Source organism: Paenibacillus sp. J31R98 (assembly GCF_056269245.1).
In genome coordinates this window covers 750,990-767,817 of record NZ_JBWDNO010000001.1, presented here as the reverse complement: position 1 = coordinate 767,817, position 16,828 = coordinate 750,990, and the positions used below count along the sequence as shown (strand labels likewise).

Below are 16,828 nucleotides of genomic sequence, written 5' to 3'. Positions count from 1 at the left end.
TCTCGTATGGTCAGTTAAAGGCTTGTTATCGGCTGCAGTCCATCCCCCTCAGCGCCAGTGAACGTCATCACGGTTGCAATCTTCTGCAGCCTGATATATTCGCTATTCGTCAGTCCCGTTCTGAAGTAAGCGAACATATAGACAGCCTCGATGAACGTGAGACCCGGATATACCGCGATGTTCTGGTTCGAATGCGGATTATCAAGCAACACCTGCCACTCACCATCCCGCTCTGCGAATGGAATGGTCTGGAATACCTCCCGTTTCGTTCGAATAATGCCCTCGAACTCGCTCCAAATATACGTCCATGACGGACTTGTTCGGCCTGGCTCCGGTACTGCAAGCTTCGCACGCCTCATTAACTCAGCTGCTTGCTCACATGCCGCATCCTCATACTGGCGAAGGTAATCCCGGAAATCATCGAGGAAACGGCGCAGCGTCGTAAACCCGCCGCCATGCAACTGCTGACCGAAGGAATGAATGTCCTCCTCAGCCTGCAAGTCCTTTAATTGCTGAAACCCAGCTTCATCCGTCACCTGCATGTTCGCGCCTCCCTCCTGTATAAGCTCCAATTTATACCTTGATCAGCGTAATGCTCCCGTCATTCTGAAGCAGCAGCTGGCGCCTTGGGTCGTTGTTCAGCTTGACATTGAATATCTTCAAGCGTTCTTCCTTCACCTCAAGCAAATCCCAGCTCGAATCTTGCGCATAGCCGGCACTTACAAGCGCCTCTTCGTATAGCGGCTCCGCTTGCTCCATATCTTCCCACCAGAGCGCACCGTAGTATGCAAACTGATACACATTGCGCAGCATGCCGCATGCGATTTCCCCTGTTATCCGATGCCTCAATACGATTGCCATTCTAGCTCCATCCACCTTAACCTGATTAGAATAAAACAAGGCGCAGACGCCTGTTCGCCGCCCGCGCCTCGCTCCGCCTTAACTATCAATCGCTCAGCTTACAGAAACTCGTTCTCGTGCTTCGCTTTGAGCCGTTGCCAGCGGCGCTCGACCTCGTCCTCGAACGACTTGAGCGCAGGCGCGTACTCTGGGCGAGTCATATGCTTCGTCTTGCCCATGTTCTTCAGCCAATCGCCGAGCGGTATCCGCTTGCCCTTCTCTTCCGGATTGTACGTGATAGTCGTCACGCCTTCTTCCACATCATAGAGCGGGAAGAAGCAGGAGTTCACGGCTTCGTCAATGAGCGTTTGGCCGATCTTCTCCTCGGACAGCCAGTTGAGCGGGCAAGTAATGAGAATTTTACCGTATACAAGACCGACGTTCTGCGCGTAGTACTGCGCTTTCGCCGCCTTGCGGAGCAAATCCTGCGGCAAAGATTCCGAGCCCGTGAAGACGTACGGAATGTTCGTTGCAGCCATGATTTGCGCCGTATCCTTGTGGTGGAACAGCTTGCCGCCTTGGTGCTTGCCGACGTTCGACGTCGACGTGCGATGACCGAGCGGCGTCGAGTAGGACAGCTGCGCACCTGTATTCATATAGCCCTCGTTATCGTACTCGAGGATAATCATCTTGTGATTGCGAAGCGCGCTGCCGATTGCAGGACCCATCCCGATATCCATGCCGCCGTCGCCCGTAATCATGACGAACGTAAAGTCATCCTTGAGACCATACTGATCCAGCTCGCCGCGCCGCTTGCGCTCCCAGAACATTTCCACAACGCCTGACAGCGTTGCCGCTCCGTTCTGAAACAAGTTATGAATATACGTCGCTTTGTGCGAGGAATACGGGAAGCCCGTCGTCACGACCATTGCGCAGCCTGTTTGATAGAGCGCGACAATATCGCCTTCGATGCCCTTGAAGAACAGCTCGAGACCGGAGAAAATACCGCAGCCCGGACACGCGCCATGACCCGGAGCAAGACGCTTCGGCTTCTTCGTCAGCTGGCGGATCGGAGGCACTTTCACCTTCAGTTTGCCAGTCGCCTCATCACGGTCAACAGTGATTAACCCCGTCTTCAAGTCTTCGTAAGCAAGCGGTTCAAGCACGCGCTTCGGCGCTTTGTCCGGATCGCCGGGCGTATGGCCCCAATAGTCGAACGGAACATCCACTTTGCCGGATGCCGCAGCTTCAATTGCCAGCTCGAACAGATGATGGCCGTCTTCCGCGTAGAAGTCTTTGCCGCCGAGGCCGAATATCCGGCTAATGACAAGCGTATCCTTCACGCCTTGCGTGAACAGAGCAGCCTTGATCTCATTCGTCATATTGCCGCCGTGAGCACCATAGGAGTCTGCGCGGTCGCCGATCGTGACGGCCTTGACGCCGCGAAGCGCTTCCGCAATCTCCTGTGCCGGGAACGGACGAATGATGTTCGGCGCGATCGATCCTGCCTTGATGCCGCGGGCACGCAGCTGGTCGACAACGTCCTTGATAATCTCCGAAGCGGAGTTCATCAGGAATACCGCCACTTCGGCGTCTTCCATCCGGTACAGATCGAGAATCGGATAATCGCGGCCTGTCAGCACCTCGTATTCCTGGCGGATACGGTCGAACACTTTGCCCGCTCGATACATCGCTTGGGATTGTTGGAAGCAGTTGTTAATGTAATCCGGCTCGTTCATGTAAGGGCCGACCGTGACTGGATTGTTGCGGTCGAGCACATGCTTGAACCCTTCCGGCGAATGCTCGCCGACGAACGCATGAACGTCAGCACGATGCGCGAACGTTTGCACGCGGCGCTTCTGATGGGACGTGAAATAGCCATCGGATGCAACGAGCACCGGGAGTCTAACCTCCGGATCTTCCGCCAGCTTTATTGCCATAATATTCATGTCGTACACGGCCTGCGGGTCGCGGCACATCAGAATCGGCCAGCCCGTGTTCAGCGCGTAATAAAGGTCGGAATGGTCGCCGTGAATATCAAGCGGGCCCGATACCGAGCGGCATACCAGGTTCATAACCATCGGGAACCGTGTACCCGACTGCACCGGCATCTGCTCCAGCATGTACAAGTAACCGTTCGAGCTTGTCGCGTTGAAGACGCGTCCGCCCGCAGCGGATGCGCCGTAACAAATACCGGCGGAACCGTGCTCGCCATCTGCCGGAATCAGCTTAATGTCATGCTGACCGTTCGCTTTCATCAAATCCAGAAACTGCGCGACCTCCGTTGATGGCGAGATCGGAAAATAACCCATCACATGATAATTGATTTGGTGCGCGGCGTATGCAGCCATTTCGTTGCCTGACTCGTACACCATTCGCTGCTCGACAGTACCTTGACTCACTTCTTTGTTAATCTCGATGGCCATTGCTAATCCGCTCCTCTCTTCGCATTACGTAAGAGTTACAACGACATTAATTCGCATTTGCCCAAACAAATCTGTGCGGTACGCGGTACGCTTCCCCATAGCCGTCCGTCTCACGCTCGGATGAGAGCGCTTCCGTCGGGCAAGCGACAACGCATTTCAAGCAGCCCTTGCAATATTGGTAATCGATTCCCTGCAGGAACATCTGCGGACGTCCCTTCTTGTCCGGCAGTTCATCCCAGACGAAGCAGAAGTCCGGGCATGCTGTATCGCATGCGGCGCAGTGAATACATTTCTCATCGTCAAAATGCGGCATCATCCCTTGTCTCGAGATGCTAATATCCTTCAGCACACTGTTGCCTGGATTGACAATCATACCGCCAATCGGCTGTGTCTCGTATCCAAGCGTCGGAATATCCCAGCGCTTCGGCTCCGGCATCTGTTCACCTTCCGGCAGCGTGAACGTCTGGAACTTCACTTCGTCGTAGCCCCGCTGGAACGTACGCAGCGCAGGCTCAACTGCTTGCGGATACTTCTTCTCAAGCGATTTGCGGATGATACCTTTCATATGCTCAAAATCCAGGAAGTCACAGAGTCGGAACAAGCCGCCGAGCATCGCCATGTTAACCCGGTTGTTCTCCTCGAGGGAGATCCCTGTAGCATCAACCACAGCAAGTGTACCAGCGGACAAATTCATCTTCTCTTTCAGCTGTTCAGGCAATTTCGTAGAGTTAACCAGCACGACACTATCCTCGTAGATTCCGCTGATGACATTGACTGTTTTGGATAGGTTTTCATGAAACACACCGACAATATGAGGCCGCTCAACCGGTGTCGTATCGCGGATATTCGTGGTCAAATCACAGAACCGAATATGCGCCTTTACCGGCGAGCCTTTCTTCTCCGAACCATACGAGGAAAAGCTCACACCATTGAATCCGCTTCCAACAACGCCTGCTTCAGCCAACATTTTGCCAGCCAAATTCGCGCCCAATCCGCCGATCGATTCCAGTCTAATTTCGAAGAATCCCAGGTCATTCTGCTTTGGAAGTACCGACACTCGATCCACTCCCCTCTTGAATTGACTGCTGAATTGACTGAATAATTTATAAATTCACAACTATCAGTATACCATTAGTTGTAAAAGCCGAATAGCGTTTCTTTCCAAAACAGAGCTCCGAAACGACTATTACAGGAAAAACGGGCCATTGCCTGTGTTAGTACAGCTTGTCCGGTGTGCATAAAACAAGGATGGCACAGGACGCTTGCCTACCAGCATTGGACAACCGATTCACATGCGCTCAGCTATCCTTTTCTCCGCTGATAATGGCGCAGCTCCCGCCATCCGATGCGAATAATATTCTCGGCCCGCATCGCTTCCAGCACTTCTGGATCTCGGAATATATCCATCTCCATGCCTCGCCTTAGTGGTTCCGAATGGAAAGCGGTCAGCTCATCCGTAACGAGCGATGGGTGGATGAACAGCTCGGTCACGCCTGGTCTTAAGCGCTGAATGAGCGAGATCATCTGTGCTTTAAACTGAACATAGGTCTCATGCGGATTAGGCGAATGAAACGGCAGCGCAACGAGGTAATCGAGCACGACAACACCTCGAGCGTCTGCTTCTTCCGCGAACTTCAACGCTTGCGCGGCAAGCTCGGGAGGAGCAGGGTCGCCTGACTCAAGCAACAGGAACCTCGGCAGCCGGAAGGGCAAACCAAAGCCCGCGCATATATCAAATACGTCTTTCAAGAAATCCCTGCCTGTTTGCAAGCCATACAGACTGCCCATATGATTGTCTGCATGCGTCACATTAACACCAAGCTGAAGCGCCATCTCAACTTGCGCAATCAATTCCTGCTTCACTTGCTGCCCGTCTGCCCGGCGCTCGAACGTCTTCGCATCCCTATGGAAATATCCCTCGCTCGTCACAAGCGACCCAGTCGAACCGCCTCTGTACACGGGTCCCCACTTCATGACATCCCATTCGCTTGTCGTGGCCAGGTGAACCCCGATATCCATCTGAGAATGCCTGGCACACCAGAGCGCCGCTTCCCTCGCCCAGCCGCAAGGCATCATTAGCGACGCGGAGGAGACGACGCGATTGTCGAGCAGCAGCTGAATCCCTTTGTTCGTGGAATGACATAAGCCGAAATCATCGGCATTAATGATTAGCACTTTCTCATTCGGGCCATATCCAAGGCGCTCTGCGGTACTCTTCATAGGGATGCCCTCCTGCCTCTTGCAAGGTAAGCCTGCAATCTTATCTATATGAGAAAAACCCAATCGTTCATGCTTCTTCACGAAGGATGAAATGATTGGGTTTGTCTTCTCATTTATGGTAGTAAGAGATATTGTCGTAAGATCGCTTGAAGCGAATCCTCGTGCAGGTCGACCCACTTGCAGACGAACTGGACTCTGTTGATTTGATCGCGCCAGACATCCGCTTCATCAAGACCAGCATGCAGCCGGCCGGCAAAATGAAAAAAGATATCCAGCATTCTAAGCTTGATGAGCGATGGCAGCAGCAGTAATTCCGCTTCTGTGAGCCGTGTTGCTTCGCCGTATCCTTGGACGAACAGCGCGATTCGATTTAAGGATTCATCGGTATCCTCATTAGGCAGCCCGCTAAGTACAATTGCCAGCTCCATGGCTCGCACGTCAATTGAGCAGAATTCAAAATCAAGGATCCCAACGATCCGCTCGCCATCCGCAAGCGCATTCGTGTATCCGATGTCGCCATGAATCCATTGATGCGGCAGCTCTATGAACTGCTTCCTTAATCCCGTTAACTGTTCAAGCTGACCCATAATAAATCCGAGCTTTTCAGCTTCTTCCTCAAGTGTTTCGGTGCTCTCGCATAACTCTTCTAATATTGCTGCAGTTATATGAGCGTATGTTTCGCGAAGCTCATAATAGGGCTCGTATAGCGGCTTCAGCTCGCTAGGCGTGCTCGCTCCCAATACCGCAAATGCGCGTGATAACTCTCCTGCCGCATTGCCTAGCCCTATAAGATGTGCCGGTAATTCCGGCGATGGCCGGCTGCCATGAATATAGCGGAACATGGCGGCTAGCTTGCCTCCAGGACCGACCGTAATCGTTGCACCGTGTTTATTCTGCACAGGCTTCGGCACCTTAATCGGCAGCTCCGAAACTTGAAGCTGTTCAAGGAAGTATTGCTCGAGAGCAACGGTGGCCTGATCTTGATGATTATCATAGACGCGCAACACGTATTTATCGTAGCCGGAATAAATCATTCGCGTCGTATTGTTCATGCCGCTTTCTTCTTTCTCGGCACGCCATCCCGCTCCGAGCGGATAGGCATCCAAATAAACGGCGAATTCATCCTTCAACTGCTGATCAGCCATTAGTGCGAAGCGCCTCCTTCCTCTTACTCAATGATTGCTGCCAACTTACTGCAAGCTCTGGAATGGCAAGCAAGCTGTTGATTCCTGCGAGATCATTCTTATCCGTATGCATGACACGGTTCGCTTCCGTAACGGTTATGCCAGCCGGATGGCGCTCCTGCAGAATCAGCTTGTCTCCTTCTTGGACGCTGCCTTCCCTCAATACGCGCAGATAAAACCCGGTATAGCCTGTCTTCTGCACGTCCATCGCTAGCTGCGGCAAGCCATGCTTCATGCCGAGCTTGTAGCACGGCTGCCTCGGCTGGCTGACCTGAACGATCGCGCCTCCAACGCTAAGGATATCGCCGATGTGAAGATCAGCTTCGGTGAGCTGCGACACGGTGAAGTTCTCGCCGAATGCGCCTGCCTCTACAGGTCTCTGCCATTTGGTGGACCAGTAAGGGAAATGCTCCGCAGAATAGAGGCAGACCGCTTTATCCTCTCCGCCGTGAAAGACAAGGTCGCCTTGGGCATCGCCTTCAAGCCCTAACCGCGACAATACGATGGGAAATTTCCCGACTGCAGCTTTATTGATGCCTGTTATGATTTCCTTGGAGCCATGCAGCATCTTCTGCAAATTTCCCACATTTATTGACAATACCGTTCCAAGTTCCACATTTCAACCTCCGATTCATGTCAAGCCTTAGGCGAATTATACGCCGTAATACAAAGGGTTGGCAATGCTTAATGCCATTAACCTTGATCTCCTCTTTTCGACAACACCGTCGATTGCAAAGATGTCGAAACCAATCTTTTCCTGTTGCTTTGTGCGCTTACCCGGGAAATGATCGGAAGGAAATGAGGAAATATTTCCGAACTATTGCTCACGGGGAATTGTCAATGTTGCGGGAATTTTCTCTCAATTCTGATACATTCATCAATGGATCTACGCGTAAATCGGGTCGAGCCTACAATCTTCACCGGCTGCTTCTTCTGCATAGCTCGGTACTTATATTCGATATAACCGCAGCCCGTTAGAAGCGCAGCACCTAACCCCAGCAACACGCTTGTATTCATCACAAACAAAGCAATCCCGCTGCTCGCAGCCATCCAACAGAAAGCGATGACGTCAATGACCTCGCTATATTTCCCCAGCTGCCATGGTCCTCTATGACGTTTCGTCCTCCCGCCACTACTGAGGCTACGCAATTCCACTCTCAACCGTGCAGCGATTGGAAGAGCATAGGCAATATTCATGACCGCGACTGACAGAACTGTCAGCTGAACGAGCAAAGCGGGCGAAGTCATCTCAAGCGAAGCGGATTTGATCGCCAGCATCGACAAGCCGGCCAAGCTCGAAACAACGATAACGGCATTCACTGGTGCACGGAATCGAACCGAAACCATCGCCAGCCACTTGGCACCAGGCGTTGACTCATCGCGCGCAAGTGCAAATAGCGTACGAGAGGCTGCCCCCATTATCGTGGTTCCATTCATCCAGCACGCCGCGACTATTGCCAGTAAGAAGATAGTTTGAATTAAGGAGCCCCATTCTGACCACATGCTCAGGAACCAGGTGGACATCTCTTGATAGGAGTTGTAACCTGCCGCACCGCCAAGTGGGTAATGCATCAGAAGAAATGTGAACAGGATGAAGCCGAGAACGCCTGTCGCAACCGCCGAGAAGTAAATCGCCCAAGGCACGTTAACCCGCGGATCATTCGTTTCTTCAGCAATCTGTCCAGTGCTTTCGCCGCCCATGAAGAGCCTCTGAAGCAGCAGCATGCCGATGATTAGCGAGTGGCTCCCCGATTCTGATGTCGAGAGCGAGGACACATCGCTAAAAATATTATGATCACCTGCAAGCACCTGTACCGGATAGATCCCAGGCCATACAAGATAAGCCAGATACGATATGATTGCAGCGATGAGCAGCAACTGGAGCACTGCGCTTCCGCCTAGAAGCCGCCTAATCGCGTGAACCCCTCTTGCATTTACAAGTGCTTGCGTGACGCAGATGGCGAGAAGCAGCATATAGAACAGTTCTTTGCCTCCTGCATAATGAAGGTGTTCTACCATGAGAGCATATATCCAATCTGCTAGCAGAAGATTCGTAGTAACGAGCATGAGCAGAGAACCGGCTATATGCAGCCAGCCGGACCAGAGCCCAAATCTCCGTCCACCTGCGGAGAGCGCCCAATGATAGCATCCCCCTGCCGTTGGTGTCGTCGATGCGAAGGAGGCGAGCGAACAAGCCGTTACAAGACCGAACAGCGCGAGAATAGGCCAGCCGAAGCCAACCGTGATCGGACCGCCAGCCGCAATAGCAGGTCCCAGCAGCATCACTGTCCCGCCGATCAGACCCATAGCCGAGAAAGCCATTCCAAAAGCTGAGAAACCGCCCATTTGCCTGGTGAGCTGCTGCGGGTATCCAATTCCGTTCAAGTCATGTTTATCTTGCATGTAGCGCACATAAGCGGAATAATTGTGTAGCGATTGATGGAGCGAACGCTTCATCTGCTGCTCTGCCGTTCTTGCGAGGAAGAGGGCTATTCCGCACAGAGCTATGAAGCATATAAACCCGACACCAAGCCATAGCATGAGCGCCACCCCCTAATTGACTTTATGAGCTGTCGCCACTCGTAAGCACATGCGCAAGAGATTAAAAAAAACCGCCGGCATAGCCTGAGGCCTGCGGCGGTTATTGCTCTTCTATTCGGTCTGATAGCCTATACACTCTGCAAGCTCCCTAGCACATAACTTCGTAAGTACTCAATATCGAACGGCTTTGTGAAGAAGGACTTCACGCCCAGCTGTCTCGCCTTGTCGAGCTTCTCTGGATCGCCGAAGGCGGTAATCATCGCGACTTGCACCGTTTGGTTGAACCGGCGTATTTCTTCCAGCGCTTCGATTCCATCCATATCCGGCATTTTCAGATCGAGAAGAATGAAATCCACTTGATGTTTACTTGCAACTTCAATCGCCGTCGTTCCATTGGCCGCTTCGTATACCCGCAGTCCCTCTTGCTCGAAGAGCTCCCGCAGCAGAATCCGAATCGCCAATTGATCATCTACGATAAGTATAGAATGCTCTGTCCCTCTGGATGCATCACTATGGAGAACAGGTTGAACGGGTGGAGCATTCCTATGAGCCGAAATGGGCTGCATATTGATCTCGCCGAGTGGGCTTCGCTCAATGACCGGCTTATTATTCTCCCGCTGCTTCTGCATGAACTTGGCAACTAAGAGAATAATTGCAATAGGCAGAAGAATGAGGACATAAATCATAGGAATCTCCCTGTCGTTAATTGTTGACGTCCATGCGTCCAAGTGGACCGTTCGGATTAATCATATCACTTAAATCATACACCGAGATCGGGAAAAAAGGAAATCCAAACGCATACGGAGTCAGCTCATAGAGCGCAAAATAGATGACGAGAGAGCGATCGGCAATGTAGTAAGGCTGATCCGGACGGATCGCTTGGAACGGATCGAGCGTCGCTATCTGGCGCGTGGCGATCTGTGTCTTAATGATATCCGAGAGCCGATTCACGTAGTTACTTCCTGGCTTGAACAGCTCTGCAAGCGAATAAGATTTCCCTGTCGTCGTATCGAACGTGAGCGACTCCTGAAGCGTGAGCCCATGCGCGCCGCCTGTAAACGCATAATTAAACAATGACAGGCTGAGCACGTCCTTCTCGTTCGTCTTCACTTCAAAGTAGCCTTGCATGTCTGCTCTTGGATCAGCCAGCGAACCTTGATTCTCAACAAGCTCGCGAACGGTTTGCCGGATCTTGCCGTTTATGCTGTTTCGCGCAGCCGCATTATGCAGCCCGCTGACTACGGGAACCCAAATCTCTGCTTTAGGGAACGTAATCCGCGACGCTTGGACGACGGCCGGAAACTGAAATGCCATGACGGAACACCTGCCTATATAGGTTAATGCTCCATTGTATGCCATTCACCTACCCGATGATTCTGCTCATCTCATGCCAAGCGATTCCGCCGTGCGCTGATTTGGAAGGTCCGATATAACGGAAGCCAAGACCTTCATAGAAAGGTATGAGGTGGTGCTCGCACATCAGGATGACTGAAGTTAGCTTATCAAGCTCTGACTGTCGGAGAAGCGCTTCCATGAGCGCCTTTCCAATACCGTTTAACCTTACGGACGGTGATACAGCCACGGATAGCACACAGAGGTGATTGCCGCCTGTCTCCGCACTATGCGCGCCTTTGACTTCATCTTCTTCGCAGCTGCTGGCATATGTACGTATTGCGCAAGCAATACCGACCAGCTGCTCGTTCTGATCCCAAGCAGACCAGAAGTATTGCGGAAAATGCGCCTGACGAAACGTGAACGCCTCGCGGCTTGCCGCCGCTTCAGGTGTGTAGCAAGACAGCTCCAGTTCGTGTGCCGCATCCAGCTCATCTCGTTCGATAGGCTTGAGCACTATGCCGCTCGCTTGCAGCTTCGATGAGAGGATCACAGCAGCATTTTCTCCCGTTCCGTCAATCTTCTGCCTTTAATATCAAGCACGAGCTCGCCGTTGTTCAGTCCGATAATACGGTCGGCAAACCGTTCCGCCCAATCCCCTTGATGCATAACTGCGACGACTGAGATTCGTTGTATCTTGCACATCCGCTTCAAGTCAGCGAGCACCTGCTCGGCAGCATGAGGGTCAAGTCCTGCGACCGGCTCGTCCGCAAGCAGCGTCGTCGCACCGTGAACGAGTGCTCTGGCTATCGCAACACGCTGCTGCTCGCCACCGCTAAGCTTATTGCCCTTCTGATGCGCTTTTTCGAGCAACCCAACTTTCTCAATCATATCCATTGCGCCCATATAATCATCGTTGCGTACCATGCCTGTCAATCTGCGCCAAGCCGGCGTCTGGCCAACCGCGCCGATAAGGACATTCTTCAGCGCCGAACGGTTCGGGATTAGAACCGGCTTCGCTTCGAGGTAAGCCATCTCGCGGCGAATTCTCATCTTGCCGACGAAACCTTTCTTCAGAATATCAACGCCATCGACATGGTAAGAACCACTCGTCCAGCTCTCTCTCATAGCAAGGCAGCGCAGCAGCGTGGATTTGCCGCTTCCGCTAGCGCCTTTAATGGCGATGAATTCACCTGGCTCTATGTCAAAGCTGATTCCCTTTAACACTTTCGGTCCGCCGGGAATTTGTTTCGTTAACTGGCTAACTCTGATCATGATTGGCGCTCCTTTATAATTGCGATTGCTGCTGCATCTATTTAACAATTAGTACAATCTATGAATCTAGTTTAAGGGAAAAAAAAAATAGTTTCCATACGAACAAATGTTTGCTATACTAAAAACAAGAACAAACGTTCTAATCCACTCGCCAATCATAAGGAGGCTGACCATCATGAACAACTGTGAAAATTATCGTTTTATCGAGACGCATCGCCCTTTCAGAGACTTGACGTTTAAGTTTTTTTCGAACGGCTCATTGACCATTATTGATAACAGTTCAGATGTGGTCATCAGTCCTCGTGAATTGAAAGGTGCTAGCTATGATTTCTATGTACGCAAGCGGATCGCTTATATTAAGCAGGATCTGACTGCGAAACTTCATAAATATGCTTAAATAATAATGGCGGGCTCTATGCTGTTACGTACCAGTCCCTATATGGTCTCGCCGTTGACAAAGGAAGCGCTAACGAGAACATATAGAGACTGACCCCTGAACTAATGCTCGCTTTATGGCAATTGCTTATTAATTCCGTTCAAGCTCGGCGGCCTGTTCGCTTGTTTCTCTACGCTAATGCTGGCGTAGTATTGTTTCATTCCGGTCTCGCTGTCACGGTTTTTACTCTTCGTGTTTCGGTTCGTTGGCATCCCTTCATTCACCTCCGGCTACAGTATTTGTAAATTGTTCCAATCCTATTCGATTTGACGGCGAATCCCAAGATGCGGTAGATTGTATCTACATCGAAGTCATCTGGAGAAGGAGCCGTGCCTAAGATGAAACAAACTATTTTATTCGATCTCGATGATACCCTCATTTATTGCAACAAATATTTCTACTTTGTTATTGATCAGTTCACCGATCTCATGACAGATTGGTTCCGCGGGTATAACATTACGCTTGCGGAAATCCGCGACAAACAAACGGAAATTGATATCGCAGGCGTTCATGTTGTCGGCTTTAAGAGCGATCATTTCCCTCAGTCGTTTGTTGAAACGTACCATCATTTCTCCAACCTGGTCGGCAGACGCACTTCGCCTGTTGAAGAGGATCAGCTGTGGAAGCTTGGTCGCAGCGTATATGAACATGACGTGGAGCCTTATCCGCATATGGAGGAGACACTCGATGAGCTTGCTTCGCGCGGACATGAGCTTCATCTATACACTGGTGGAGAGCTGCTCATCCAACAGCGGAAGATTCAACAAATGCAGCTTGAGCGGTACTTCGGACCGCGTATCTATGTTCGCTCCATGAAGAACACAGAAGCGATGGAGAGTATCCTTCACGAAGGCAAGTTTAACCGTCCGAATACTTGGATGATTGGCAACTCCATCCGTACGGACGTCATCCCTGCGCTTACGACCGGCATCAATGCCATTCATATGAAGGCTGATACCGAGTGGGCGTACAATATTGTAGGCATTGATGTTGAGCCGAAGGGCGCATTCTTCACGCTCAATCAGCTGCGAGACATTCCTACGAGCATCTACAGCTATTTGCAGCAGCGCGGCAATTAATGCGTCATCTCAGGTGCGCATCGGATTGCTGCTGCTGGCCGCTCCACCGCGATATTGAACACCAATAAGGCTTGTCCCCTTACTAGAGCATGTTGCTCTCATGTAACAGGGACAAGCCTTATTTCGTTTATTTCAGTGCTAGCTCTGGCGATACGTTCTCAAGTTATTTACAATCTTCTCATCTACAGCTTGCCCTACTGCCTCCATCGCGAGCAGAACAGCGCCAGCAGCCGGAGAAAGAGCTGGCTCTACAACGCTGTACTTGCGATTGGAGCTGCGCGTAAGCGCATGTGCAAGCTGTTCGCGGACATAATCATCCCGAATAACGCTACCAATGAAAGCTACGATGATCGTCTCTGCTTCGAAACAAGAGCCGAGCAACCGAATGCCCGTATCGAGCGATTGCACCGCATTATCGCATACTCGTTGCGCGAGTAGGCTTCCATAAGAAGCTGCAGCGGTGACAAGCGGCCCCATCAAACCGAACCTAAGCGTGAGTTCGACATCGTCCGAAATAAATCCGTTGCTACCAAACTTGCTTAGCGCAGCAACATCTTCTAATTCCCAGAAGTGAAGGACCTCTTGCACGAATGTTTCGTCCTCAGCAGTCACGTTGCCAGCAATGATCTGATACACCGCGTCGAAGGCAAGGAATCTTGACGCTGTAGGCGCATAGTGTCGGAAATCATAGTTGCGAATCTGCCGGCCCGCTTCATTGATAGCGAAGATAATCGAGCCGGTACCGGATATGGCAATGATGCCTGGCTTGTTCATTAAGGCACCGGAATGGGCGACTACGGCATCATTCACGATGACTTTCGTGCAATCGAGACCCTCGACATCTAAGAAATCTGCTGCCCACATGTGATCTTTTGCTTCATCTAATCCGGCGAAGCCTGCCGCGATAGCATTAACCTGATTAATACTGGCGTTAGCAGCTGACAGAACACGATTAATGCCGCTTCGCACATGATGTTTCGCATTCGAATCATTGCTTGGATTGCCGCAGCCATCTTCTACATAAGCCAATACATCGCCGCTTATCATATCCACTGCTAGCAACCTGGTCGTCGTTCCCCCGCTATCGATTCCAATTACTACGCTACGTGTCATTGTTCTCCCCCATGCCAGATTCGCCGCTATCTGCTATTGAGCAGGCTGAAACTGTATGTCGCCAGTGGACGAATTAACAAGAATGAGCTTCCCTGAGACACTCTCTCCATTATCGAGCTTGAATGTTGATTTACGAGTCTCTCCACTTAACGCTATCGCCTTCGCCATTGCCGCTGTCACCTTCTTGCCTTGGTGTTCCTTCCAGATGACAAACTTGCAGCCTTCGCGGAACTTCATACACCCGTAGCCACGCTTGCCTTCCACGATCTCACCGCCACAGCCCGGCCTCGGACATGGTGCGATTACAGCTGGACCGCTGCTCGCAGAAGCTGCCTTCACCGAACGGCTTGTTGAAGCGGAGGTAGAAGCGGAAGCACTCACTTTGCTCGCTTTCTCCTTGGTCGAAGCGCGAGGCTTCTTCTCTGCTGCCTCGCCCGTTCTCGATGCTCCGCTTCGTCCCTTGCCTTTGGCTCCCTTCGAGCTGCCTCTGGCAGACTCAGACTCCGCGAAGACACTTGCAGCCGCAGGCCGCTGCAGCTTCACTTTGCCGACGATCATCTCGGCAAACTGCTTCACCTTCGCGATGAACTGCTCATCCGACGCTTCGCCACGCGAGATCTGGTGGAGCCGTTGCTCCCACCGGCCTGTCATCTCCGGCGAAGCGAGCAGTTCAACACCCGCGCCGCGGATTAGCTCGATCGCCGCGCAGCCCTTTGTCGTAATATCCAGCCGCTTCCCAGCGGTTGTGATATAGCCGACCTGCTTGAGCCGCTCAATCGTAGCAGCACGTGTCGCAGGCGTACCCAGCCCCGTCTGCTTCATCGCATCGCGCAGCTCTTCGTCCTCAATCGCCTTGCCGGCGCTCTCCATCGCCTTCAGCAGCGTTCCTTCCGTGAATGCCTTCGGCGGCTTGGTCGCCTTCTCCAGCGCGTCAGCGGCGTCACAATGGACCGGCGCATCAGCTTTTACAGAGAACGGCCGGTCGGTCTCGACGAGCTCATCATCGCTATCATCGGTGCTATCGTCAGACTTCTTCTTGCCTTTTCCTTTGCTTTTAGCCCCACCATCTCCATCATCCGCACCGCCAAGCACAACTCGCCAACCTGCTTCGAGCTGTTCCTTCGCTCGTGTACGGAATTGCTCGCCTTCCACCTCAGTCAGCACATCATGGTTGTTGTACACGGCAGGCGGATAATAATGCGACAGGAAACGTCGCACAATCATGTCATAAATATTCTGCTCTTCCTTGCTTAGAGCACCGGGACGCTTCGGCGTCGGCAGAATTGCATGGTGATCCTCTACCTTCGCCGGATTACACACCGCTTTATTCCCTTTATGTACTCTGCTGCGGTCGGCACCATTCGCCAGATCTGCATAAGGCGATTGTTTAAGCATGTTAAGAACATTGCCCATGACTGGAATATTCTCTTCCGTCACATAGTTGGAGCTTGTCCGCGGGTATGAAATCACCTTATGTTTCTCATATAGCGCCTGCGCAATATCCAGCGTCTTCTTCGCGGGGTAGCCGAATCGCCCATTCGCTTCACGCTGCAACAGCGTCAGATCGTACAGCCGGTACGGATACTCCTTCGATTCGTTCACCGTATAGCTGATGATCTTCGCCGGTTTGTTCGCAACCTTAGCTGCGAGCTGATCCGCTTGCTCGCGTTTCGTAATCCGATCTCCCTGCCAGACTCCTTTATAGTCGAAATCCTCTTGGCTGAATGTCGCCTGCACGACAAAATACGTCTCGCTATCAAAAGCCGTAATTTCCTTATGCCGATCATACAGCAGCGCGAGTACCGGAGTCTGAACCCGCCCGACAGATAGAAGCGTCTTATGCCGGATCGTGAACGCTCTCGACGCATTCATGCCAACGAGCCAGTCTGCTTCACTACGGGCGCGTGCGGCACGCGTGAGCGGGTCGTAATCTTGATCGCTGCGGAGGGAATCGAACCCTCGGCGTATCGTCTCCGGCGTCAAGTCGGAGATCCACAGCCTGTCCGTCGGCTGCGGCATCTTCAAATACTGCCTGATTAGATGAAAAATAAGCTGTCCCTCGCGCCCTGCATCGCATGCGTTAACAAGACGGTTGCAGCGCTTCGAGAGCTCTGCAATCATCGTCAGCTGATCCTTCGTGCGCGCGTTCGGCCACAGCTTGAAGCGGTCTGGAATGATCGGCAAATCCTCTGCATTCCACCGTTTATATTTCGGGTCGTACTGATCCGGCTCCGCGAGGCTGACCAAATGCCCGATCGCCCACGTAATGATATAGTTCTCGCCTTCCAGATACGATCGTTTATTCTGCGCTCGCGGTTCTACAACAGCGGCAATTGTCCGGCCCATATCGGGTTTCTCTGCAATAATTAATGTCTTCAACCA

At 52.0% G+C, this 16,828-nt stretch carries 17 protein-coding genes; 2 read left to right on the top strand and 15 right to left on the bottom strand.

Annotated features, from left to right (window positions below; translation table 11 throughout):
* Window positions 1-14 precede the first annotated feature (14 nt).
* The 12 genes from AC0YNX_RS03500 to AC0YNX_RS03445 form a co-directional block, all read right to left on the bottom strand.
* Entirely contained in the window at window positions 15-542 is a 528-nt protein-coding gene (locus AC0YNX_RS03500; protein WP_475814244.1) for a hypothetical protein, read from the bottom strand.
* A gap of 31 nt (window positions 543-573) precedes the next feature.
* On the bottom strand, window positions 574-861 hold the full coding sequence (locus AC0YNX_RS03495; protein ID WP_475814243.1) for a hypothetical protein: 288 nt from the start codon (window positions 859-861) through the stop codon (window positions 574-576).
* Between the two features lie 98 nt (window positions 862-959).
* Window positions 960-3,266, bottom strand: a complete 2,307-nt coding sequence (locus tag AC0YNX_RS03490; protein ID WP_475814242.1) for a thiamine pyrophosphate-dependent enzyme — start codon at window positions 3,264-3,266, stop codon at window positions 960-962.
* A 46-nt stretch (window positions 3,267-3,312) separates the two neighbouring features.
* Window positions 3,313-4,323 (bottom strand): 2-oxoacid:acceptor oxidoreductase family protein, encoded by a 1,011-nt coding sequence (locus tag AC0YNX_RS03485; RefSeq protein WP_475814241.1) that lies wholly within the window; start codon window positions 4,321-4,323, stop codon window positions 3,313-3,315.
* Window positions 4,324-4,568: 245 nt separating this feature from the next.
* Window positions 4,569-5,486, bottom strand: coding sequence for a polysaccharide deacetylase family protein (locus AC0YNX_RS03480; protein ID WP_475814240.1), 918 nt, complete (start codon window positions 5,484-5,486; stop codon window positions 4,569-4,571).
* Window positions 5,487-5,599: 113 nt separating this feature from the next.
* Complete coding sequence (locus AC0YNX_RS03475; RefSeq protein WP_475814239.1) at window positions 5,600-6,631, bottom strand: phosphotransferase; 1,032 nt, start codon at window positions 6,629-6,631, stop codon at window positions 5,600-5,602.
* Window positions 6,624-7,286, bottom strand: a complete 663-nt coding sequence (locus tag AC0YNX_RS03470) for an MOSC domain-containing protein (RefSeq protein WP_475814238.1) — start codon at window positions 7,284-7,286, stop codon at window positions 6,624-6,626. The genes AC0YNX_RS03475 and AC0YNX_RS03470 overlap by 8 nt, the downstream gene beginning before the upstream one ends.
* A gap of 221 nt (window positions 7,287-7,507) precedes the next feature.
* Window positions 7,508-9,211: an amino acid permease gene (locus AC0YNX_RS03465; RefSeq protein ID WP_475814237.1), complete on the bottom strand. Its 1,704-nt coding sequence runs from the start codon at window positions 9,209-9,211 to the stop codon at window positions 7,508-7,510.
* Window positions 9,212-9,339: 128 nt separating this feature from the next.
* The gene (locus AC0YNX_RS03460; protein WP_475814236.1) at window positions 9,340-9,897 is read right to left on the bottom strand and encodes a response regulator; all 558 of its coding nucleotides are present in this window, start codon (window positions 9,895-9,897) and stop codon (window positions 9,340-9,342) included.
* A gap of 16 nt (window positions 9,898-9,913) precedes the next feature.
* Entirely contained in the window at window positions 9,914-10,525 is a 612-nt protein-coding gene (locus AC0YNX_RS03455; protein WP_475814235.1) for a DUF3298 and DUF4163 domain-containing protein, read from the bottom strand.
* A 49-nt stretch (window positions 10,526-10,574) separates the two neighbouring features.
* The gene (locus tag AC0YNX_RS03450) at window positions 10,575-11,096 is read right to left on the bottom strand and encodes a GNAT family N-acetyltransferase (RefSeq protein WP_475814234.1); all 522 of its coding nucleotides are present in this window, start codon (window positions 11,094-11,096) and stop codon (window positions 10,575-10,577) included.
* Window positions 11,093-11,818 carry a phosphonate ABC transporter ATP-binding protein gene (locus AC0YNX_RS03445; protein WP_475814233.1) on the bottom strand — a complete coding sequence of 242 codons (726 nt, stop codon included), beginning with the start codon at window positions 11,816-11,818 and terminating at the stop codon, window positions 11,093-11,095. The genes AC0YNX_RS03450 and AC0YNX_RS03445 overlap by 4 nt, the downstream gene beginning before the upstream one ends.
* Before the next feature lie 175 nt (window positions 11,819-11,993).
* Here AC0YNX_RS03445 and AC0YNX_RS03440 point away from each other — a divergent pair, with 175 nt between their 5' ends.
* Complete coding sequence (locus AC0YNX_RS03440) at window positions 11,994-12,215, top strand: hypothetical protein (protein ID WP_475814232.1); 222 nt, start codon at window positions 11,994-11,996, stop codon at window positions 12,213-12,215.
* 113 nt (window positions 12,216-12,328) lie between these two features.
* Here AC0YNX_RS03440 and AC0YNX_RS03435 read toward each other — a convergent pair whose 3' ends face one another.
* Window positions 12,329-12,466, bottom strand: a complete 138-nt coding sequence (locus AC0YNX_RS03435; RefSeq protein ID WP_475814231.1) for a hypothetical protein — start codon at window positions 12,464-12,466, stop codon at window positions 12,329-12,331.
* Between the two features lie 126 nt (window positions 12,467-12,592).
* On the opposite strand from AC0YNX_RS03435, the gene AC0YNX_RS03430 reads away from it, so the two are divergent.
* Complete coding sequence (locus AC0YNX_RS03430; protein ID WP_475814230.1) at window positions 12,593-13,333, top strand: HAD family hydrolase; 741 nt, start codon at window positions 12,593-12,595, stop codon at window positions 13,331-13,333.
* A 138-nt stretch (window positions 13,334-13,471) separates the two neighbouring features.
* Here AC0YNX_RS03430 and AC0YNX_RS03425 read toward each other — a convergent pair whose 3' ends face one another.
* Together AC0YNX_RS03425 and AC0YNX_RS03420 are read right to left on the bottom strand one after the other, a co-directional pair.
* A complete protein-coding gene (locus tag AC0YNX_RS03425) occupies window positions 13,472-14,446 on the bottom strand; it encodes an N-acetylglucosamine kinase (RefSeq protein ID WP_475814229.1) in 975 nt (324 codons plus the stop codon).
* A gap of 33 nt (window positions 14,447-14,479) precedes the next feature.
* A complete protein-coding gene (locus AC0YNX_RS03420) occupies window positions 14,480-16,825 on the bottom strand; it encodes a DNA topoisomerase 3 (protein ID WP_475814228.1) in 2,346 nt (781 codons plus the stop codon).
* Window positions 16,826-16,828 lie beyond the last annotated feature (3 nt).

Excerpts from the sequence above, each read along its gene's own strand:
- AC0YNX_RS03445 (WP_475814233.1), bottom strand. The coding sequence starts at position 11,818 with ATGATCAGAGTTAGCCAGTTAACGAAACAAATTCCCGGCGGACCGAAA.
- AC0YNX_RS03465 (WP_475814237.1), bottom strand. The coding sequence starts at position 9,211 with ATGCTATGGCTTGGTGTCGGGTTTATATGCTTCATAGCTCTGTGCGGA.
- AC0YNX_RS03430 (WP_475814230.1), top strand. The coding sequence starts at position 12,593 with ATGAAACAAACTATTTTATTCGATCTCGATGATACCCTCATTTATTGC.
- AC0YNX_RS03495 (WP_475814243.1), bottom strand. The coding sequence starts at position 861 with ATGGCAATCGTATTGAGGCATCGGATAACAGGGGAAATCGCATGCGGC.
- AC0YNX_RS03475 (WP_475814239.1), bottom strand. The coding sequence starts at position 6,631 with ATGGCTGATCAGCAGTTGAAGGATGAATTCGCCGTTTATTTGGATGCC.
- AC0YNX_RS03440 (WP_475814232.1), top strand. The coding sequence starts at position 11,994 with ATGAACAACTGTGAAAATTATCGTTTTATCGAGACGCATCGCCCTTTC.
- AC0YNX_RS03435 (WP_475814231.1), bottom strand. The coding sequence starts at position 12,466 with ATGCCAACGAACCGAAACACGAAGAGTAAAAACCGTGACAGCGAGACC.
- AC0YNX_RS03460 (WP_475814236.1), bottom strand. The coding sequence starts at position 9,897 with ATGATTTATGTCCTCATTCTTCTGCCTATTGCAATTATTCTCTTAGTT.
- AC0YNX_RS03500 (WP_475814244.1), bottom strand. The coding sequence starts at position 542 with ATGCAGGTGACGGATGAAGCTGGGTTTCAGCAATTAAAGGACTTGCAG.
- AC0YNX_RS03480 (WP_475814240.1), bottom strand. The coding sequence starts at position 5,486 with ATGAAGAGTACCGCAGAGCGCCTTGGATATGGCCCGAATGAGAAAGTG.
- AC0YNX_RS03455 (WP_475814235.1), bottom strand. The coding sequence starts at position 10,525 with ATGGCATTTCAGTTTCCGGCCGTCGTCCAAGCGTCGCGGATTACGTTC.
- AC0YNX_RS03425 (WP_475814229.1), bottom strand. The coding sequence starts at position 14,446 with ATGACACGTAGCGTAGTAATTGGAATCGATAGCGGGGGAACGACGACC.
- AC0YNX_RS03490 (WP_475814242.1), bottom strand. The coding sequence starts at position 3,266 with ATGGCCATCGAGATTAACAAAGAAGTGAGTCAAGGTACTGTCGAGCAG.